15 protein-coding genes, 6 tRNA genes and 1 rRNA gene are annotated in these 21,442 nt (G+C 45.0%); 15 read left to right on the top strand and 7 right to left on the bottom strand.

The genetic code is table 11. The features are described from left to right. The first annotated feature begins 37 nt into the window (after positions 1-37). Together rrf and OCV19_RS15975 are read left to right on the top strand one after the other, a co-directional pair. A 5S ribosomal RNA gene (gene rrf, locus OCV19_RS15980) occupies positions 38-153 on the top strand. A 69-nt stretch (positions 154-222) separates the two neighbouring features. Beyond that, a tRNA-Ser gene (locus tag OCV19_RS15975) sits at positions 223-313 on the top strand. A gap of 107 nt (positions 314-420) precedes the next feature. Here the strand turns inward: OCV19_RS15975 and ilvY are convergent. Continuing rightward, positions 421-1,311: an HTH-type transcriptional activator IlvY gene (gene ilvY, locus OCV19_RS15970; protein WP_065677332.1), complete on the bottom strand. Its 891-nt coding sequence runs from the start codon at positions 1,309-1,311 to the stop codon at positions 421-423. 146 nt (positions 1,312-1,457) lie between these two features. Between ilvY and ilvC the strand changes: the two genes are divergently transcribed. After that, positions 1,458-2,942: a ketol-acid reductoisomerase gene (gene ilvC, locus OCV19_RS15965; protein WP_065677333.1), complete on the top strand. Its 1,485-nt coding sequence runs from the start codon at positions 1,458-1,460 to the stop codon at positions 2,940-2,942. Between the two features lie 274 nt (positions 2,943-3,216). Here the strand turns inward: ilvC and ubiK are convergent, their stop codons facing one another. The 4 genes from ubiK to OCV19_RS15945 all read right to left on the bottom strand — a co-directional run bounded on the left by ubiK (position 3,217) and on the right by OCV19_RS15945 (position 8,428). Further along, positions 3,217-3,468: a ubiquinone biosynthesis accessory factor UbiK gene (gene ubiK / locus OCV19_RS15960; protein WP_004735787.1), complete on the bottom strand. Its 252-nt coding sequence runs from the start codon at positions 3,466-3,468 to the stop codon at positions 3,217-3,219. Positions 3,469-3,587: 119 nt separating this feature from the next. Then, the gene (locus OCV19_RS15955; RefSeq protein ID WP_017112133.1) at positions 3,588-6,710 is read right to left on the bottom strand and encodes a multidrug efflux RND transporter permease subunit; all 3,123 of its coding nucleotides are present in this window, start codon (positions 6,708-6,710) and stop codon (positions 3,588-3,590) included. A gap of 11 nt (positions 6,711-6,721) precedes the next feature. Further along, positions 6,722-7,828 carry an efflux RND transporter periplasmic adaptor subunit gene (locus OCV19_RS15950; protein ID WP_065677334.1) on the bottom strand — a complete coding sequence of 369 codons (1,107 nt, stop codon included), beginning with the start codon at positions 7,826-7,828 and terminating at the stop codon, positions 6,722-6,724. Between the two features lie 18 nt (positions 7,829-7,846). Continuing rightward, entirely contained in the window at positions 7,847-8,428 is a 582-nt protein-coding gene (locus tag OCV19_RS15945; protein WP_017629442.1) for a TetR/AcrR family transcriptional regulator, read from the bottom strand. Between the two features lie 180 nt (positions 8,429-8,608). On the opposite strand from OCV19_RS15945, the gene rep reads away from it, so the two are divergent. Continuing rightward, positions 8,609-10,627 (top strand): DNA helicase Rep, encoded by a 2,019-nt coding sequence (rep, locus tag OCV19_RS15940; RefSeq protein ID WP_065677335.1) that lies wholly within the window; start codon positions 8,609-8,611, stop codon positions 10,625-10,627. Positions 10,628-10,715: 88 nt separating this feature from the next. Here the strand turns inward: rep and OCV19_RS15935 are convergent, their stop codons facing one another. Continuing rightward, positions 10,716-11,129, bottom strand: coding sequence for a c-type cytochrome (locus OCV19_RS15935; protein ID WP_017063036.1), 414 nt, complete (start codon positions 11,127-11,129; stop codon positions 10,716-10,718). A gap of 298 nt (positions 11,130-11,427) precedes the next feature. On the opposite strand from OCV19_RS15935, the gene OCV19_RS15930 reads away from it, so the two are divergent. The 11 genes from OCV19_RS15930 to OCV19_RS15880 all read left to right on the top strand — a co-directional run bounded on the left by OCV19_RS15930 (position 11,428) and on the right by OCV19_RS15880 (position 20,977). Then, positions 11,428-11,504: transfer RNA gene (locus OCV19_RS15930), tRNA-Arg, on the top strand. Positions 11,505-11,552: 48 nt separating this feature from the next. After that, a tRNA-His gene (locus OCV19_RS15925) sits at positions 11,553-11,628 on the top strand. A 77-nt stretch (positions 11,629-11,705) separates the two neighbouring features. Beyond that, positions 11,706-11,782, top strand: a tRNA-Pro gene (locus OCV19_RS15920). Positions 11,783-11,826: 44 nt separating this feature from the next. Then, positions 11,827-11,902: transfer RNA gene (locus OCV19_RS15915), tRNA-His, on the top strand. A gap of 55 nt (positions 11,903-11,957) precedes the next feature. Beyond that, positions 11,958-12,034 (top strand) — tRNA-Pro (locus OCV19_RS15910). Positions 12,035-12,908: 874 nt separating this feature from the next. Continuing rightward, on the top strand, positions 12,909-14,636 hold the full coding sequence (locus tag OCV19_RS15905; RefSeq protein WP_048607507.1) for a dipeptide ABC transporter ATP-binding protein: 1,728 nt from the start codon (positions 12,909-12,911) through the stop codon (positions 14,634-14,636). 94 nt (positions 14,637-14,730) lie between these two features. Continuing rightward, positions 14,731-16,284, top strand: coding sequence for an ABC transporter substrate-binding protein (locus OCV19_RS15900; RefSeq protein WP_065677336.1), 1,554 nt, complete (start codon positions 14,731-14,733; stop codon positions 16,282-16,284). Positions 16,285-16,462: 178 nt separating this feature from the next. Further along, positions 16,463-17,440, top strand: coding sequence for an ABC transporter permease (locus tag OCV19_RS15895; protein WP_048612413.1), 978 nt, complete (start codon positions 16,463-16,465; stop codon positions 17,438-17,440). A gap of 2 nt (positions 17,441-17,442) precedes the next feature. Next, the gene (locus OCV19_RS15890; RefSeq protein WP_048607511.1) at positions 17,443-18,381 is read left to right on the top strand and encodes an ABC transporter permease; all 939 of its coding nucleotides are present in this window, start codon (positions 17,443-17,445) and stop codon (positions 18,379-18,381) included. A gap of 187 nt (positions 18,382-18,568) precedes the next feature. Next, positions 18,569-19,537 (top strand): SPOR domain-containing protein, encoded by a 969-nt coding sequence (locus OCV19_RS15885; protein WP_065677337.1) that lies wholly within the window; start codon positions 18,569-18,571, stop codon positions 19,535-19,537. Positions 19,538-19,735: 198 nt separating this feature from the next. After that, a complete protein-coding gene (locus tag OCV19_RS15880) occupies positions 19,736-20,977 on the top strand; it encodes an NADH:ubiquinone reductase (Na(+)-transporting) subunit B (protein WP_065677338.1) in 1,242 nt (413 codons plus the stop codon). 92 nt (positions 20,978-21,069) lie between these two features. Here the strand turns inward: OCV19_RS15880 and OCV19_RS15875 are convergent, their stop codons facing one another. Then, entirely contained in the window at positions 21,070-21,321 is a 252-nt protein-coding gene (locus OCV19_RS15875; RefSeq protein WP_017067233.1) for a DUF6482 family protein, read from the bottom strand. Positions 21,322-21,442: the final 121 nt, after the last annotated feature.

Here is a 21,442-nt window from a genome sequence, read left to right as displayed (position 1 = left end):
TCAGTTTTTAAAAAACTGAAAGTAAAAGCAAAATTTGCTTGGCGACCATAGCATTGTGGACCCACCTGATTCCATGCCGAACTCAGAAGTGAAACACAATAGCGCCGATGGTAGTGTGGGGCTTCCCCATGTGAGAGTAGGACATCGCCAGGCTTTAATTTCGTTATTTGCATAGCAAGTAACAACCTCAACAGTGCACAAATCTGTTGATGACAATTTGTTGGAGGGATGGCTGAGTGGTCGAAAGCACCGGTCTTGAAAACCGGCAACCGTTAATAGCGGTTCTAGGGTTCAAATCCCTATCCCTCCACCACCATTGAAAAGCCCGCTGAGAAATCAGCGGGCTTTTTCATATACATAAATGAAAAAGGGAAGAGCACTGACGTGCTCTTCCCTTTTTTGTATTGAAACCAAAGACTATTAGTCCGTTAAATACTTCCCTTCTGCAACTTGCCAGAATGCTCGAATTAGAGGGTTATCTAACTGTGCTCTCTTGCAGCAAACACCCAACTCAAAGGGTTTGATGGGTTCTATCTTTAAACGGTCGACTTTATCTCTTACAGGGCTATTGTTAATCACCACGTCAGGTGCAATTCCTACCCCACAACCTAGCGCCACCATACTCACTATCGCCTCATGGCCTGAAACTTGCGCGTATATGTTGGGTTTTATCTTCATCTTTTTGAACCATGCATTGGCACGTTCACGCGCCGTACCTGCTTCAGGGATGATAAAGGGCACTTCATTCCAGTTTGGCTTGTCAGACTGAAGTTGCTGGCTAAAGCTGCTGACACCTGATGGAATTATGACGGATAGTGGAATATCGCTGATGGTCTCGAATTCTAATCTTGAAGGAAGAATGTCTGGCTTTGCTGAAATCGCGATATCCGCCTCATCGTTTAAAATCTTGTCGATGGATTGAGCTGGATCGCCAGTAGAGAGCTTAAATTCAATATACGGATGAATAGCCCTAAATTCGGTTATGAGTTCAGGTAAGTGACTGTAGCTAGCTGTTACTGAACAAAATATACGGATCTCACCTTTAAGCTCTTGCTCTCCACCTTTCAAATGAAGATTGTATTGCTGCCACTCTCCAACGATGCTTAATGCTACAGGCAATAGGTGTTTTCCTGCTGGGGTGAGATCAACACTGCGGTTGTCTCTGATAAGCAGTTCTTGTCCTGTTTCTTCTTCAAGCTTTTGTATCTGACGGCTCAGCGCTGAAGGACTGACATGCATAGCAGCAGCGGTTTTGCTGAAACTCTTGCTATCACATAAATGTATAAATAATTGTAGAGATTTTATGTTCATGTTTTGCGATCGTTTCCATGTTGCATTTATTGCAATAACTAATTGTGAATATATCACTTTCAGCAATGGAGTGTCTGTTTTAGTATGAAGTCATTCGATAGAGAGATATCGACCTTACGGACTTATTTTTAAAGGAGTGCCCTAGAATGGCTAACTATTTCAATACATTAAACCTTCGTGAACAACTAGACCAACTAGGTCGTTGCCGCTTTATGGATCGTGAAGAATTCGCGACAGAAGCTGAATTTCTTGAAGGTAAGAAAATCGTAATTGTTGGTTGTGGTGCTCAAGGCCTAAACCAAGGTCTAAACATGCGTGATTCTGGTCTAGACGTATCTTACGCACTACGCCAAGCAGCAATTGATGAAAAGCGTCAATCATTCAAAAATGCTGATGAAAATGGCTTTGTTGTAGGTAGCTACGAAACGCTAATCCCTCAAGCAGACCTAGTAATCAACCTTACTCCAGACAAGCAACATACAAATGTTGTTGAAACTGTAATGCCTCTAATGAAAGAAGGTGCTGCACTTGGTTATTCTCACGGCTTTAACGTTGTTGAAGAAGGCATGCAGTTACGTTCTGACCTTACGGTTGTAATGGTTGCTCCTAAGTGTCCTGGTTCTGAAGTTCGCGAAGAGTACAAGCGTGGTTTCGGTGTACCAACACTGATTGCTGTTCACCCAGAGAATGACCCTAAAGGTGAAGGCTGGGATATCGCTAAAGCTTGGGCTGCAGGTACTGGTGGTCACCGTGCAGGTTGCCTAGAGTCTTCTTTCGTAGCGGAAGTTAAATCTGACCTTATGGGTGAGCAAACTATCCTTTGTGGCATGCTACAAGCGGGTTCTATCGTATCTTACGAGAAGATGATTGCTGACGGTATCGAACCTGGCTACGCAGGCAAACTTCTACAATACGGTTGGGAAACGATCACTGAAGCACTTAAGTTTGGTGGCGTAACTCACATGATGGATCGTTTATCTAACCCAGCTAAAGTTAAAGCGTTTGAGCTTTCTGAAGAGCTTAAAGATCTAATGCGTCCGCTTTACAACAAGCACATGGATGACATTATCTCTGGTCACTTCTCTAGCACAATGATGGCTGACTGGGCGAACGATGACGTGAACCTACTAGGCTGGCGTGAAGAGACAGGTGAAACTGCATTCGAAAACTACCCAACTTCTGACTTAGAAATCTCAGAGCAAGAGTACTTCGATAACGGTATCCTAATGGTTGCTATGGTTCGTGCCGGTGTTGAGCTAGCATTCGAAGCTATGACTGCATCTGGTATCATCGATGAGTCTGCTTACTACGAATCTCTACATGAGCTTCCACTAATCGCAAACACAGTTGCTCGTAAGCGTCTTTACGAAATGAACGTTGTAATCTCAGATACTGCTGAGTACGGTAACTACCTATTCGCTAACGTAGCCACACCGCTACTACGTGAGAAGTTCATGCCTTCAGTAGCAACTGACGTAATCGGCCGCGGTCTAGGTGAAACATCTAACCAAGTTGATAACGCTAAGCTAATTGAAGTAAACGAAGCTATCCGTAACCACCCTGTAGAGTACATTGGTGAAGAGCTACGTAGCTACATGAGTGACATGAAGCGTATCGCTGTAGGCGGTTAATTAGTCGCTTAGATACTGATAAATTTGCAGAAAAAGCGAAGCAGTATCACTAACTCCTTACAGGTTGGAGTTATAAATAAGCAACACAACATCTAATGAAAAGGCTTGGTCGCCGTTGACCAAGCCTTTTTGCTTTTAGTAACAAAGTCTTAAAAATCAATTAAATGAACATTGTTTGATCAGTCTTTGTCGACTTTCAGTTTTTGATTGATCTTCAGAAATACAAAAGGGTTGGTGCTTTCACACCAACCCTTTCAGTTTTCTTACTTTACGCTTACTTGTCGGCAATCTTTGCTTCTAAGTCCGTTAGCTTTTGTTCCATTTCAGTCAGCTTTTGGCGAGTGCGCAGTAGTACTTGTGTTTGAACATCAAATTCTTCACGGCTTACAACGTCTAGCTTGTTCAGTTGGCCTTGGATAACCTGACGAACTTTTTGATCTACGTCTGAACCAAGCTCTTTTACTGGTTGAGGCATAGAATCGTGGATCTGCTTAGCAATCTGCTCTAGTTTTTTTGGATCAAACATATCAATTAAAACTCCTGAATATTTACCACTATTCTATTTAATCACACTTGAGATGTCGCCTATGGCGTATAAAAAAAGGCCACCGAAGTAGCCTTTTTATTGTTAATACGACTTAGCGATTACTTATTATCAGCTAATTCTCTGTGTGCCGCTTTTGCTTCATCGACGCGAGCTAGCTTTTCTAGGTCTTTGTCTTCTACAAATACAGGTAGAGGTTTGTGTTTTTCAGCCAAGTAGCTGTAAATCACTGGCAGTACAAATAGCGTGAAGATAGTACCAATCGCTAGACCAGCAACGATTACGATACCAATACTAAAGCGCTGAGCTGCACCCGCACCACTTGCGTACATCAGTGGGATTAGACCCGCGATCATCGCAGCTGTTGTCATCAGGATTGGACGAAGACGAACCTTCGCAGCTTCCATTACCGCTTCGATACGAGTCTTGTGATGATGCAACTGTTCTTCTTTTGCAACTTCACAGATCAAGATACCGTGCTTGGTAATTAGGCCGACTAAGGTGATCAAACCCACTTGCGAGTAGATATTCATCGTTGCCGCACCCCAAGCCAGAGCGATTAGGGCACCACAGATCGCCAGTGGAACAGATACCATGATAACCAATGGATCTTTCAGAGATTCGAATTGAATCGCTAGTACCAAGAAGATGATAGCCAGTGCTAGACCAAAGGTCGCGTAAAGTGCGCTACCTTCAGTTACGTATTGACGTGCTTCACCCATGTAATCGTGGTTGTAGCCACTTGGAAGCTTATTCGCCGCCGTGTCTTCAAACCATGCAATTGCATCACCCATTGCAGCGCCTGGAGCAGGTACTGCACCAATCGTAGCTGAGTTCAATTGGTTGAAGTGAGGAAGAGAGCGAGGCTCTGCCACAACATCAATCGTAATCAAACTGCCTAGTGGTACAGCATTACCGTCCGCAGCACGTACGTAGTAGTTATTCATCGATTCTGGGTTCAAACGGAATTTACGTTCAACCTGAGGGATAACCTCGTAAGAACGACCATTCAAGTCGATACGGTTTACGTAGCCATCTGACATCATGGTACCTAGCGTGATACCGATATCTTGCATGGTTACGCCGTATGCGCCCGCTTTATCCTTGTCGATGTGTACTTTCATCGTTGCTGAGTCGTAGTTTAGATCGAGATCCGAGTATACGAATAGTGGGTTTGTCGCTACATCAGTCAAAATGTCAGTGGTGATTTGGAACAAGCTTTCAAAACTGTTTGGCGTTGTAATAACAAACTGAATTGGAAGGCCTGAACCTGCACCTGGTAGTTCTGGCATTTGGAAGGCTGTTACTGCCATTCCTGGAACATCTTTCACCAAACCACCAACGCGGTTTGCTACCTCAGATTGGCTTGCTTCACGCTCACTCCAAGGAACCATAGATGCAATACCAAACGCTTGGTTTGCATTAGGAACTCCTGTGAACACCTGCGCGTAAGCGACTTCTGGCTGGTCAGACAGAATCTTGTTTACGTCGTTCATGGTATTTTGCATGAAGTCTAAGTTCGCATTAGATGGTGCAGTACCCATTAGCATGATTACACCTTTATCTTCTGAAGGTGCTAATTCACTAGGGATGAACTTGAACAACATCGGCAAACTTGCAAATACGATGATAGCAAAGCCAATAAATACTGGACGATGTTGCATTACCGCCCCAAGCATACGCTCGTAACGGTTAGTCATACCATCCAAAACGCTATGAACCTTCTGTTCAAACTTGCTCGGCTCAGCGTGAGCTTTCAGCATTTTTGAACACATCATTGGCGACAGCGTTAGTGCCACGATACCTGATACAAATACAGAACCGGCTAGGGTTAATGCGAACTCTTTAAATAGTGAGCCCGTGATACCGCCCATCATTGCGATTGGAGCGTATACCGCACCTAGCGTGAGTGTCATTGCGATAACAGGGACCGCAATTTCACGAGTACCGATGATCGCAGCGCGGAAAGGGGACTCCCCGAGCTTGATATGCCTGTCGACGTTCTCAAGTACCACGATCGCATCATCTACCACCAGACCGATGGCGAGTACCATTGCCAGTAGTGTCATCAGGTTCCAAGAGAAGCCCATCGCCTGCATTACCATTGCCACACCAATCAGAGATAGTGGGATAGTAACGATAGGGATCAGTACCGCTCGGAATGAACCTAAGAACAAGGTGATTACGATTAATACGATTAATGCCGCTTCAAGAATTGTCTTGATAACTTCTTGAATTGACTCGTTAATCGCAATGGTTGAATCGTACATTACGTTCATTGAGATGTTGCTTGGAAGGTTCTTCTCTAGCTGAGGAAGAAGCTCAAGTACATCTGCAGCGATGTTGATTGGGTTCGCACTTGGTGCCGCATTAATTGCTGCAACAACCGCCTCCTGACCGTTCGCACTTGCACGATAAACGTCGTGGCTTTTTTCTAGAGAAACCTTAGCGATGTCAGACAGACGGATAATCTCACCTTCACCACTTCTAACGACTAAGTTCTCTAACTCTTCAGTGTTTGATACTTGTGTATCGGCACTGCCGTTATAAAGAACGAATTCGCCAGTAGCTTGACCTGTCGCTGACTGGTAGTTGTTGGCATTCAATACCGACATAACATCAGTAGCAGTTAGGTTAACAGCTGCCATTTTTGATGGATCTAGCCATACGCGCAGTGCGTATTTCATACCACCATAAAGGTCGACTTTAGATACACCATTTACCGTGAATAGTTGCGGGTTGATTACACGCTCTAGGTAGTCGGTAATTTGGCTCGACACCAACTCATCACTGGTAAAACCAATGTAGAGTACAGCTGTCGTTGAACCGGTAGACATGGTTACGGTTGGATCTTCGGCTTCTTTAGGAAGCTGAGAACGCACCGAGTTAGTCTTGGCCAGTATGTCAGACAGCGCCGCATTCGGGTCGGTGTTCAACTTCATGTTCACGGTAATAGTAGAACTACCGAGCACAGAAGAAGAAGTCATATAGTCGATGTTATCCGCTTGAGCCACAGCCTGTTCGAGGGGCTGGGTGATAAAGCCTTGGATAAGATCGGCACTTGCACCGTAGTAACTCGTGGTTACGGTTACGACGGTATTCGTCATTTCAGGGTATTCACGCACCTGCATTTTGAAGATTGCTTGTAAGCCAAGCAGCGCAATCAAAAAGCTGATGGATACCGCTAGAACTGGACGTTTAATAAAAACATCAGTAAAGCGCATTGTGCCTCCAGTTACAGCTTAGGTGTTTCAGATGGTGGAGTGATTGCATCACTTTCAACAACCTTAACTTTGGCGCCGTTACTTAGACGTACTTGGCCAGAAGTTACAACCGTATCGCCGGCTTTAACGCCTTCAAGGATGTGTGCAATATCAGCTGTACGTTCACCTACTTTTACAACATGTTGAGCAACACGTTGAACGCCGTCTTCTTCAGTCAGGATGTAAACATTGTCACCGTACAGAGTGAAAGTAATTGCTGTTTGAGGCAGAGTTACTTGGTTCTCTAGTTTAGGCAGAATGATGTTAGCGCGAGCGAACATACCGCTACGAAGCTTGCCATCATTGTTTGGAATGTCTGCTTGAACTTGGATAAGACCACTTTGGATGCTTACTGCGGGTTCAATTGCACTGATAGAGCCTTCAAACGGTGTCTCTGGGTAAGCATCAACAAAGATGTCGATAGCCTGACCAACATTGATACGAGAGATATCAGTTTGAGAAACCGTGAAGCGCAGGCGCATGACACTGGTATCTTCTAAACGAACGATATCGGTACCCGATTGTAGGTATTGGCCTAGATATACATTACGAATACCAACAGTACCGTCGAATGGCGCGCGAATTTCACGGCGTTCGATCGAGGCTTTTAGGCTTTCAATATCAGCAGATAGAGAGAAGTAGTTTGCTTCTGCTTCATCGTACGCTTCTTTAGAGATAGAACCTTTCTTGAATAGACCTTGGTAACGCTTGTATTTTGCTTTCGCAGCCGGCAAACGAGCTTCAGAACTCTTTAGGTTGGCTTTCTCTACGTCAGAATCAAGACGTACCAGTTGCTGACCACTCTTAACATCAGTACCCGATTCGAAAGAAATTTGGTCAATAACACCGCTGGTTTCGTTCGCTAGTGTCACACCTTGGTTAGGTTCGATGAAGCCGATAGCTTCAATCACTGGAACCCAATCGATCGGCTGAACTTCAGTTACCGTTACTGGAAACTCTGGTTCAGGGCGGTTGGCCATATACTCAGCAATTTTTTGTTGTTTGAACATGTTAAACCCAATAACGCTGCCGAAAAGTAGTACAGCGATGAGTAACATGAAGAAAGTCCACTTTTTCATTATGGTCAAAACTCCGATCTAGTGTTTAATTATTGCGTCCCAACTGGCTTCGATTGCAGATTCTAGTTCTGCCTCATCAAGTTGGTAAAATCCTAAAGAATGCTTGCGTGCTAGAGAAACACTAGCCGCCAAGCTCAATCCACCTAATACTTCATTGTTAAGTGGTTTAAACAATCCTTGTTCTTTCCCCTCATTAAATAGCAGCTCAACTTGGGCAAACATTTTACGTTCTAGTTCCCTGAAGTTTAGGCTATTTGTGATGGGTAGAGAGTCATACTGAACCCGATTTTTTATTGCGGCTAAATTCGTTCCTGCTAAGTTCCATATGTTCAACCACATAGTACGGTAGCGTTGTTTAATTGGATCCGAATCATTAACCCCTTCTTGAACAGCATCAGCTACTCTTTGAGTCACGAGCATTCGAACATCTTCTATCAAATGCTCTTTATCATCGAAGTAGCGATAGATAGTGCCTGCAGCCACTCCCGCTTCTTTGGCTAATTTTTGCATTGAAAGGCCTTGGAAACCGACCTCTGCAATTAGCTTTTCAGCTGCAGAAAGTATTTGCTGGCGTTTATCCCGAGGTGCATGAGTTGTCATATTTCAACCACCAATGAATGAACGTTCATTCATTGTAGCCTAATAACCATACATATGTGCAACAAAGTTTTACATATTCAGCGTAAAAATCTTGTATAAGAGAACGTAGCATTCGCGCTGTTGCAGCATTATTATAGGCGCGCAATTGAATTCGCCCCTCTAGACCAAACTGAGAATCAAATGAAACTGAACCCAAGACAAGATGAAGCCGTGAAATATGTTTCGGGCCCCTGCTTAGTATTAGCGGGCGCTGGATCCGGTAAAACACGTGTTATCACGAATAAGATCGCTTACTTGGTTCAAGAGTGTGGCTATAAGGCGCGCAATATTGCAGCGGTAACCTTTACCAATAAAGCGGCACGCGAGATGAAAGAGCGTGTTGGGCAAACTCTGGGTAAGGGCGAATCGAAAGGGCTGATTGTTTCGACCTTTCATACCATGGGTTTAACCATCATTCGTCGTGAATACAAAGCGCTGGGTTTGAAAGCGGGTTTCTCTCTGTTTGATGACCAAGACCAACTAGCTTTGTTAAAAGAGCTAACAGAGAGGCAGATCGATGGTGATAAGGATTTGCTGCGCGCTTTAATGAGCACCATTTCGAATTGGAAGAATGACATGCTGACGCCAGATCAGGCGAAAGCTCGAGCTCAAGGCGAACAAGATCAGTTGTTTGCATTCTGTTTTGAGATGTACCAGAAACAGATGAAGGCATACAACGCGCTTGATTTTGATGATCTGATCGCGATGCCGGTATTGTTACTGAAAACCAATCAAGAAGTGCGTGAGCGCTGGCAGTCGCGTATCCGCTATCTATTAGTGGATGAATACCAAGATACCAACACCAGCCAATATGAGTTGGTTCGTTTACTAGTAGGAGAGCGTGGTCGTTTGACGGTAGTAGGCGACGATGACCAATCTATCTATTCATGGCGTGGTGCAAAACCGCAAAACTTGGTGTTGCTGGGTGAGGACTATCCGAATCTTCGTTTGATCAAACTCGAGCAAAACTATCGTTCAACCAGTCGAATCTTACGTGCGGCGAACATCTTGATCGCCAACAACCCACACGTTTATGAAAAGTCACTGTTCTCAGAGATCCCAGACGGTGAAAAGCTCAAGGTACTGAATGCTAAGAATGAAGAGCATGAAGCAGAGCGTATTACCGGCGAGATCATTGCCCACAAGTTTTTGAACCGTACTGAATACAAAGATTACGCAGTGCTTTACCGTGGTAACCACCAATCGCGCTTGATTGAAAAAGCCTTGATGCAGAACCGTGTGCCTTACAAGATCTCTGGCGGTACCTCTTTCTTTGCGAGAGCCGAGATTAAAGACATCATGGCTTACCTGCGTGTGTTGGTGAACCCAGATGATGACAACGCCTTTCTACGTATTGTAAACACACCGCGTCGTGAGATTGGTCCGGTGACGCTTGAGAAGTTAGGCAGTTACGCCAATATGCGTGGTAAGAGCCTGTTTGAAGCCAGCTTTGAGATGGGCTTAGAGCAGACGCTGACGGGGCGTGGTTTAGAGAACCTGCGCCGTTTCGGTGACTGGATAGTTCGTATCTCAGACAATGCAGAGCGTGGTAATACGGTTGAAGCCGTTCGTTCTTTGGTTCGTGACATCAACTACGAAGATTGGTTGTACGAAACCTCAGCGAGCCCGAAAGCCGCTGAAATGCGAATGAAGAACGTCTCTGATCTCTATAGTTGGATTGTGGCCGATCTAGAGGGTGACAATTACGACAAAGAAGAGAAAACCCTGCGCGAGGTGGTTCAACGTTTAACGCTGCGCGACATGATGGAGCGTGGTGAGGATGATGACGATGCAGATCAAGTCCAATTAATGACATTGCATGCATCGAAAGGCCTAGAGTTCCCGTATGTATTCCTGATGGGAGCAGAAGAGGGCATCTTGCCGCACCAAACCAGTGTTGATGAAGGCAACGTAGAAGAAGAACGTCGTCTTATGTATGTGGGGATTACTCGAGCGCAGAAAGAGCTGACTTTTACGAAGTGTCGTGAACGTCGTCAATATGGTGAATTAATAAAGCCAACACAAAGCCGCTTCCTTGATGAGTTGCCGCACGATGATGTGGAGTGGGAAAGCGTTAAGAAGCCTCAATCTGCTGAAGAAAGAATGGAAAAAGGGCAGGCGCACATTGCGAATATTCGAGCGATGTTCAACAAGAAGTGATGCCCTACTCCCTACTTTAATCGCACTATATAGAAGCCAATAAAAAAGGTGACCAAGAGGTCACCTTTTTTGAATCTGGCATTTTTAATTACAGACCGGCAATCATGTGCTCGATAGCATCTTTGATTTCGTCGTCTGAACAATCCATACATGAACCTTTCGCTGGCATTGCATTGAAGCCGTTGATTGCGTGGTCAGCTAGGATATCGCGACCTTGAGCAATACGAGGACCCCAGTCACCAGCATCACCTGTTTTAGGTGCGCCACTTACGCCAGATGCGTGACAAGCGATACAAAAGGTACCGTAAACTGCTGCGCCATCACGAGGGCCTGTTGGTTCTGCGGCTACTGGCTCGCTGCCGACTAGGTAAACTTGGCCAACTGGTTTGATGCGTTCAGCAATTGCATCGTGCTCTGCTTCGCTTAGGCCAGCAGCCATTGCGCCAGTTGAAAAGGTTAAAACTGCGATGACAACGCTTAAAATTCGACGAGACATATCCATTAAACTCACTTTACATTCCCAAGGTAAGTACATGCTTACCAATTTATAGTGTTGGAAGGGTGTTTTGGCTTTAACCAGCAAAGAGCAACTGTTAAACCAATGTAAATAATGGGTGATTATATCCCGATAAGTTGTTGCAATAAACAACAACTTATAAGCTGTGGCGGGTTGTAGTACTCAAATAAGGGGTTTATCACATATTAACTGTCGAAAAAGAGACCAAACAGAAAAAAAAGTTAAAAAAGTACTAGACGGCATTGGGTGATATACGTATTATTCCACTCCGCCGACAGGGCATGCGCCTGTAGCTCAGCTGGATAGAGCGTTGGCCTCCGGAGCCAAAGGCCGAAGGTTCGAATCCTTTCAGGCGCGCCATCCGGTCTCTTACTTCGGTAAGTGAGAAATTGGCAAAAAGAAATAATGGTGGCTATAGCTCAGTTGGTAGAGCCCTGGATTGTGATTCCGGTGGTCGCGAGTTCGAATCTCGTTAGCCACCCCATTCTTCCTTTACAAAATATCGGTAGCTTCGGCTTCCAGTGTTGATTCATTATTCCCAAGAGTCGATACAAAACTAGTCGGTGAATAGCGCAGCTTGGTAGCGCATCTGGTTTGGGACCAGAGGGTCGGGGGTTCGAATCCCTCTTCACCGACCACTATTTCAATAATCGCTTTTAAGCGGTTATATAAAAAATTAGTGGTGGCTATAGCTCAGTTGGTAGAGCCCTGGATTGTGATTCCGGTGGTCGCGAGTTCGAATCTCGTTAGCCACCCCATTAATTTTGGTAGCTTCTTTGAAGTTCCCAGTTTGAGAAATCAAACGAAACGTCTCGGTGAATAGCGCAGCTTGGTAGCGCATCTGGTTTGGGACCAGAGGGTCGGGGGTTCGAATCCCTCTTCACCGACCACCTTAAGAAGCCCTAGTCGAAAGACTAGGGCTTTTTTACATCTGAAATTTAGATAACTTGAACAGAGTGGGGTTCGCCTGATGTTCAAAGAATGTCTCTTCACCGACCACCTTAAGAAGCCTCAACTAGCCGTCCGCGTCAGAAATGGCGGGGCTTTCTTACATCTGTCTCCCCCCTTCTTATATAAGACAGATTCCTATCGATCTGCTTGATTATGGTGCTGATACGGAGTTGCTTTCTTTATCAAATGTGCAGATCTATATCTAATTTTATATAAATGAAGCGCTCAATAATTCGACATATTGATGGGTTTGGTCTAAAGACTTTTATGAAAAGTGAAATCTAACCCTAAATTTGCTCACTAAGCCCTGAATTTGACAGCTTTCTACGCATTTGGTCGTTCAAAAACTCCTCTGATTTATTAGGCCTTTCGTTTATCTGTTTTGTATTTACCAAAATAATGCAAATGGTTAAATGTATGGTTAATTAACGTGTATCTGGTTGTTTTATTTGTTAAAGTTAACAAAATCAGCGTTTGTTTCTATATTGTTATTTGTTTTTAGTGACTGGCAGTGAGATCTGCTTTGAAGCACGGCTTTAACTCTACAAGTAAGTAGTGGTAAGGAGTTTGTGAGTATTTCTTGCCGATAATATAATGTTGATTTTTCTTACTATATGCTCTTTGGGTGAATAGTTATGTGGCACTTTTGCTTGCTAAGCGTTTAATGTCGACTTTTTATCCTATTTTTGTTGCTTTTCTGTGAATTATTTGCCAAATTGTCAACCGTATAAAATATCAGAACAATATTCTGGTAAGAATGGATTCAATTTTGCAGACAGGGCAGAAAGCTGCCAAAGCAGTAGAGGTCTGGTAATGTCACTTTTAGAAGTAAAAAATCTTCGTATCGAATACCCATCTCGTCATGGAGTTCACGCCGCCGTTAAATCACTTTCGTTCAACATTGAACGTGGTGAGATTGTTGGTGTTGTAGGCGAGTCTGGTGCAGGTAAATCAACAGTAGGTAATGCTGTGATCGATTTGTTGAGCCCTCCTGGCCGTATTGCTAGCGGCGAGGTATTTCTGGACGGCGAAAAAGTCTCTGGTTTATCTCCTGAACAGATGCGTTCTGTTCGCGGCTCAAAGATTGGTTTTATCTTCCAAGACCCAATGACTTCTCTTAACCCTCTATTCACAGTAGAACAGCAGTTAAAAGAGACGATTCATGCCAACATGAAGGTTTCGGATCAAGAAGCCTACCAGCGCTCATTAGACTTGATGAACCAAGTGGGTATCCCACAACCAGAAAACCGTTTAAAGCAATACCCTCACCAATTCTCTGGCGGTATGCGTCAGCGTGTGGTTATCGCGATCGCATTGGCAGGTGAACCTGATCTAATCATCGCAGATGAACCAACAACAGCACTGGATGTTTCTATCCAAGACCAGATCTTGGGGTTGATTCGCGACCTATGTATCAAGAAGAACGTAGGTTGTATGTTGGTCACGCACGACATGGGTGTGGTATCGAATGTTACTGATCGTGTAGCCGTGATGTATCGTGGTGATTTGGTTGAGTTTGGTCCGACGGCGAAAGTCCTTGGTACTCCTGAGCACCCATACACACACAGTCTTATCTCAGCGGTTCCACGTTCAGATCGCAAACTCGATCGCTTCCCTCTTGTTAGCTACATCGAAGAAGCACAAGAGATGGAACCTCTAGATGTGAAAAACCACTGGTTAGGTCAAAGCCAAGATCACCGTGATTACACTGGTCCACTGTTGAACGTTGAGAACGTAAACTTACGCTTTACCACCAAAGATTCTTTCTTTGAGAGCCGTCGTGAGTACGTTCAAGCATCAAACAACGTGAGCTTTGAAGTGCATGAAGGTGAGACGTTTGGTTTAGTAGGTGAATCAGGCTCAGGTAAATCAACGATTGCTCGTGTGATTGCTGGCTTGTACGCACCGAACTCAGGCAAGGTAACGTTTGAAGGCGTTGACCTGACTGGGCTTAAATCTGAAAAAGAGCGTCGCCCAATGCGCCGCCAAATGCAGATGGTTTTCCAAAACCCTTACACATCAATGAACCCTCGAATGAAGATATTCGACATCATTGCTGAGCCTATCCGATTCCATAAACTGACGCGCAACGAGAATGAAACTCGTCAGATCGTGAACGATCTGCTAGAGCACGTTGGTTTGGGCGTAATGGCCGGGGTTAAGTACCCACACGAATTCTCAGGTGGCCAACGTCAGCGTATTTCTATCGCTCGCGCCTTGGCAACTCGCCCTCGTCTTTTGATTTGTGATGAACCTACGTCGGCACTGGATGTGTCGGTACAGGCTCAGATCCTTAACCTACTAAAAGACTTACAAGACGAGCTAAACCTAACCATGCTGTTCATCAGTCACGATTTACCGGTTATTCGCCAAATGTGTGATCGTGTTGGTGTGATGCAAATGGGAGAACTATTGGAAGTAGCGCCAACCGAGCAGCTATTCCAATCGCCTCAGCATGAATACAGCAAACACCTGATTTCTTTAATGCCTGAATTTACAGGTTTAAGAGAAGAAAAAGCAGTGGCACAAGCCGCGGTATAAAAATCAGCAGGCTGGAGTTTAGCTTGCTAAAAACAATAAACAGACGCAAATACAACAACTAGGGATCTGGATTCCCGCATGAAGGAGTTATGCAATGAAAACCATGAAAAGCAAATTAGCAGTAGCTTTAATGGCAGCTGGCCTAAGCTTTAGTGCAGCAGCAGCAGATATTACCGTTGGCTACGCAGCTGACCCTGTATCACTTGACCCGCACGAGCAGCTGTCTGGTGGCACACTGCAAATGTCTCACATGGTGTTTGACCCTCTAGTACGTTTCACAAAAGAGATGGATTTTGAAGGCCGCCTAGCATCGAGCTGGGAGCGTGTTGATGAAACGACTTTCCGCTTCAACCTACGTAAAGGTGTGAAATTCCACTCTGGTAACGAACTGACTGCTGATGATGTTGTGTGGACTTTTGAACGTCTACAAGCTTCTCCAGACTTTAAGTCTATCTTCACGCCATACGAAAAAATGGTAAAAGTGGATGACTACACAGTTGAGCTAGTATCAAAAGCGGCTTACCCACTAGTACTACAAACAGCAACGTACATCTTCCCAATGGACAGCAAGTTCTACTCTGGCCAAACAGCGGAAGGTAAAGACAAGTCTGAGCTAGTTAAGCACGGTAACTCGTTTGCTTCGACTAACGTTTCAGGTACTGGTCCATTCATCGTAACGCAGCGCGAGCAAGGCGTTAAAGTAACGTTCGAGCGTTTCAACGATTACTGGGACACAGAAACTGAAGGCAACGTAGACAAGCTAACACTTGTGCCAATCAAAGAAGACGCAACACGTGTTGCAGCACTTCTTTCTGGCGACGTTGATATGATTCACCCAGTAGCACCAAACGATCACAAGCGTGTTAAAAACGCTAAGAACATCGATCTAGTAACGCTACCTGGTACTCGTATCATCACGTTCCAAATGAACCAAAACAGCAACGAAGCTCTTAAAGATGTTCGCGTTCGTCAGGCGATTGTTCACGCAATCAACAACGAAGGTATCGTTAAGAAGATCATGAAAGGCTTCGCAACAGCCGCTGGTCAGCAAAGCCCAACAGGCTACGCGGGTCACAACGAAGACCTAGTTCCTCGTTACGATCTGAAAAAAGCGAAAGAGCTGATGAAAGAAGCGGGCTACGAAGATGGCTTTACGCTAACTATGATGGCACCAAACAACCGTTACGTGAACGATGCGAAAGTAGCGCAAGCGTCTGCGGCAATGCTATCTAAGATTGGTATCAAAGTTGATCTTAAGACTATGCCTAAAGCACAGTACTGGCCTGAGTTTGACCTATGTTCAGCAGACATGATGATGATTGGTTGGCACTCAGATACAGAAGATTCAGCTAACTTCAACGAGTTCCTAACTATGACTCGTAACGAAGAGACTGGCCGTGGTCAATACAACTGTTCTGGTTACTCAAACCCAGAAATGGATGCGATCGTAGAAGCTTCTAACACTGAAACTGACCCAGTTAAGCGTTCTGAAATGCTGAAAGGCGTTGAAGCAACACTTTACAACGACGCAGCATTCGTACCGCTACACTGGCAAAGTGAAGCGTGGGGCGCGAAGTCTAATGTAGGTGCAGCAGACGTAGTAAACCCAATGGTTATGCCTTACTTCGGCGACCTAGTTGTAAAATAATCTAGCTTGCTAGAATCGAGAGCCTGAAGCTTTTCAGGCTCTCAAATTATTAAGAAATAGATTTAAGTTTCGGTATTTGGTCTTCCTTCAGTCTGGCTAAATACCTTTTTTAAGACTGAATTTTGTTATCTAGTCGCGGATTTCGACTAGATAGTCATGGATAGATAAGGGGCAAGGAATGGTTACGTTTCTGGTCAAGCGCCTGTTTCAGGCACTGATAGTGATGTTTGTGATCAGTTTGGTGGCGTTTGCCATTCAGGATAACCTGGGCGACCCGTTGCGTGAGTTAGTCGGTCAATCTGTTTCAGAATCGGAGCGTCAAGCGCTGCGTGATGAACTCGGCTTAAATGATCCCTTCATTACAAAATACACTCGCTTTGTGGGCGCTGCTCTGCAAGGTGATCTTGGTACTTCATATTTCTTTAAACGCCCTGCTGTGGACGTAATCTTAGATAAATTGGTCGCGACGCTTGAACTTGTGTTTGGCGCTTCTCTGATCATCGTTTGTCTGTCGATTCCACTCGGCGTTTATTCTGCAATACACCCAAAAAGTTTCTTCACCAAACTAGTGATGGCGGGCAGTAGTATCGGTATCTCGGTACCTGTTTTCTTAACCGCTATCATGTTGATGTATGTATTCTCTATTGAGCTCGGTTGGCTGCCGTCATTCGGACGTGGTGATACCGCAAACTGGTTTGGTTGGGAGTCTGGCTTCTTAACGCTCGATGGTCTTGCGCACTTAGTGCTGCCGAGTATTGCTCTGGCATCTATCATGCTGCCGCTATTCATTCGTCTAGTACGTTCTGAAATGCTCGAGGTTCTTAGCTCTGAATACATCAAGTTTGGTAAAGCAAAAGGCCTCGCGCTGAACAAGATTTACTACCAACACGCTTTGAAGAACACAATGCTACCTGTACTAACGGTAGGTGGTGTTCAAATCGGTACGATGGTGGCATACACCATTCTGACTGAAACTGTATTCCAGTGGCCGGGTACCGGCTTCCTATTCCTTGAAGCGATTAACCGAGTGGATACTCCACTGATAACCGCATACGTTATCTTCGTTGGCCTGATCTTCGTAGTAACGAACACCATTGTTGACCTGCTTTACGGCATCATTAACCCAACAGTGAACATTACAGGGAAAGGAGCATAATCATGGAACACACAACAACAGCTCCATCTCGTTGGGAGCGATTCAAGCAGTCAGACATTCTGTACTACTTCTTACGCGATAAAGTGGCAATGGTGAGCTTCGCTATCTTTGCAGCTTTCCTTGTTATGGCATTAGCGGCACCGATTCTAGCGCCAACAGACCCGTATGACGTGACGTCTATCGACATCATGGATTCTGAGTTGCCACCATCTTGGATGGAAGATGGCGAAGAACGCTTCCTACTGGGTACTGATGAGCAAGGTCGTGACATCTTATCTACGATGCTTTACGGCTCGCGTCTGTCGCTGACGATCGGTTTCCTAGCGGTAGGTCTTCAGTTGACTCTCGGTATCATCATTGGCTTGTCTGCAGGTTACTTCGGTGGTCGTATTGATAGCTTCCTGATGCGTTTTGCCGATGTTCAGCTTTCGTTCTCAACCATGATGGTTGCGATCATTGTCTCGGCCATCTTTAAGGCAAGTTTCGGTAGTGACTTCTACGCGCAATATGCCGTTGTTATGCTGGTGGTGATCATCGGTATTGCTGAATGGCCGCAGTATGCTCGTACGATTCGTGCATCGGTATTGGCAGAGAAGAAGAAAGAGTACGTAGAAGCGGCACGTGTGATGGGCTTTAGAGCACCTCGCATCATGTTCCGTCATATTCTGCCTAACTGTTTATCACCGATTTTGGTTATTTCTACGGTACAGGTGGCAAATGCCATCATGTCAGAAGCGGCACTTTCTTTCCTAGGTTTAGGTCTTCCGGTAGACCAACCGTCACTCGGTGCCCTGATCAGTACTGGTTTTAACTACATTTTCTCAGGAGCATGGTGGATCACAGCATTCCCAGGTGTGCTTTTGGTAACATTGGTTCTCGTTATTAACCTATTAGGCGACTGGTTACGTGACGTGTTTAACCCGAAAATTTATAAAGGGTGATAGCCCGGTTTGATTTTTAGTAAAAAAAGTCACTAAATTAAGAGCCGTAAGCAATTACGGCTCTTTTTTTGCTTAATGGATCTGGAACTTAGTATCATTGATAGTGTCAATAATACTTAAAATGGAATTCATGTTTTATCGACATAGATTCGGTAATAATTAGCCCGTAAGGGTTTAAGTGGTGGTTATGAAATTGACAATGAATGCTGTATGTCGTGCTGTGATGAGAAATTATCGTATGGGGCTTATCGCTGCATCCCTTTTGGTATCGAGCCAAGTTAGTGCAGAGTCGGTTCTATGTGATGCTACTCAGGCAAGCACCAATCAATTACCACAGCTAGAGCAGTCATGTCCGATTGGTAAAGGAGTTTGGGGTAGCAAGGCACCTAAACGTCATTCAGATAACGAACTGTTCTGGGTTCAATGTGGCCTGCTGAACAAGCCTTTGTCACTGAGCCGTGCAAAACCTCTATATGAAAAGATCTCGACTAATGTTTGGATGAAGCCTGAAGGTGGAGACTACCGTTGCTTAATCGGCCCTTACTCTACCTTCTCTGATGCAAGAAAAGACCTAGCTCAAGTACGTAAGGTTCCGGGCTATGGTGAAGCCTTTATTCGTATGGTCGATAAGTCGAAGACTTCATCGCAACCTATCGTTGCAAAAGCAGCAGCACCTAAAGCGGTTAAGCCTAAAGCTCCGGCAAAGCCAAAACCAGTCGCTAAGCCAGCACCGAAACCTGTGGCAACTAAGCAAGCGGCGGCGGTAACGAGCGCTGCAGCTATTCAGACTCTACCAAGCGGCAACTCGAGCTCAGATAATGATCTAGAGATCGAGATTCGCGTGAAAGCAGACGTTGCGGGTAGCCAATATGCGATTCCTTACCTTCTAGATCATCAACAACAGTTCTACATGGAGCAAGGTAAGCCTTGGAGCCGCCTAGATTACGATAGCGCTGAATTGGTGTGTAATCAGGTCAACATGAAGCTGATGAGTGAGAAGCAATGGCAAAGCATCTTGAGCTCAAAGGTTATGGAAAAACAGAACTGGCCAATGCATCTCCCTTATTGGGGCGCAGATAAGAAAGGTCTGTTTACCAACGGTAACGTCAACCAGTTGAAAGGTTCTTCATTGCTTAATGTGATGTGCGTTAAGTAACGACGATCGTTGTTATACTAAATAAGCCTCAGCCATTGCTGGGGCTTTGATGTTTATACACCCTTCTTTTTCAACATCGGTTCGACTTTTAGACACTCGTTCTTCAAGACGAATTTGATTAAAAATCGCTAAAAATTGTTCAAATAGTACGGTTGATGCGTAGAAAACCATAACTCAAGCAATAAGGTGATTGAGATTATGAGTTTAAAAAAACGATTAGAAGGCGTGGCTCCACGCTTTGAAGCCGGTGGTAAGTACGAAAAGCTCTACCCAGTGTATGAAGCTTTCGCGACAATATTCTATACACCCGGAAACGTAAACCGCGGCATAACCCATGTTCGTGACAGCATTGACCTAAAGCGCATTATGATTTTGGTGTGGTTGGCGACCTTCCCGGCAATGTTCTGGGGAATGTATAACGTCGGACACCAAAGCGTTCTCGCACTCACATCCAGTTATCAATTAAATGAACTTGCCTCGGTTATCGAGAGTAGCTGGCGTCTGTCGTGGGCATTTGGTGATGCGCAGTCATTGATGGCAAGTGGCTGGGCAAGTCAGATGTTGCTTGGTGCACTCTATTTCCTACCCGTTTATGCCACGGTGTTTGTAGTAGGTGGCGTCTGGGAGGTACTGTTTGCTGTCGTTCGTAAGCACGAAGTTAATGAAGGTTTTTTTGTTAGCTCTGTGCTGTTTGCACTCATCCTCCCGCCAACCATCCCGCTTTGGCAAGCCGCGTTAGGTATCACCTTTGGTATTGTTGTCGCCAAAGAGTTATTCGGCGGCACAGGGCGAAATTTCCTTAACCCAGCCCTTGCAGGACGCGCGTTCCTTTACTTTGCCTATCCCGCCAACATGTCCGGTGGGTTGGTATGGGTTGCTGCTGACGGCTATTCAGGCGCGACCCCACTGAGCCAATGGTATGAGGGGGGCAGCCCGTCACTAATCAATAATATGACTGGCGAGGCGATCACCTGGATGGATGCCTTTATCGGTAATATTCCAGGTTCGATGGGTGAGGTGTCGTCACTGCTTATCATGCTGACGGGGTTGATTTTGATTGTGATGAAGATAGCGTCTTGGCGCATTGTCGCCGGTGTGATTATTGGTCTCGTTGTGACATCTAGCCTGATGAATTGGATAGGGTCAGAAACCAACTCGATGTTTTCGATGCCGTTCTATTGGCACTTTGTGTTGGGTGGTGTTGCCTTTGGTACCTTCTTCATGGCAACAGACCCTGTATCTGCCGCGTTTACCAATCAGAGTAAATGGGCCTATGGGATTTTGATTGGTGTGATGACGGTTGGTATACGAGTGCTCAATCCAGCTTATCCAGAGGGGATCATGCTCGCTATCTTGTTCGCCAACCTGTTCGCTCCGCTGTTCGACTTTGTAGTGAAAGAGCAGAACATCAAACGAAGACTGAAACGGACATCGCGCTAATCTAAGTGGTTAAAAGTGAAAGTGACTCCCATAAGAAAGGCTTGCACTGATGCAAGCCTTTCAATTTTTATCGCGATTGATTTGAGGTTGATTTAACTCCACTTCAAATCAATCTCGAAAGGCTGTGTGCTACCACAATGCTCACCGCACATCTCGTCGTAGGCGCTGTTATGAACCAGCATTGCTGATGCTACGCCTTGGTCACTAAAATGATCGCGTGCTTGGTTTACACTCAAAAACTTCATAGGATGCTGGTGGTCATCTTTAATTAATTGCTTTTGCTCGCCAATAACTTGGTAAGCCAAGTAGATCCCGCCTTCAAAAGATTCAATTAGTAGATTCATAACAAACTCCATTTTTGTTCTAGATAGGTCAGTATCTGTGTTACGTGGAGTTGAGGGGTAAGGTTCAAGAGTGGACATAAAAAAAGCAGGCACAAGGCCTGCTTTTTAAGAGATATCAACA

Source organism: Vibrio celticus (genome assembly GCF_024347335.1).
GTDB classification, from domain to species: domain Bacteria; phylum Pseudomonadota; class Gammaproteobacteria; order Enterobacterales; family Vibrionaceae; genus Vibrio; species Vibrio celticus.
The sequence above is the reverse complement of the archived record's forward strand: the minus strand, read 5'-3'. Positions and strand labels throughout refer to the sequence as shown.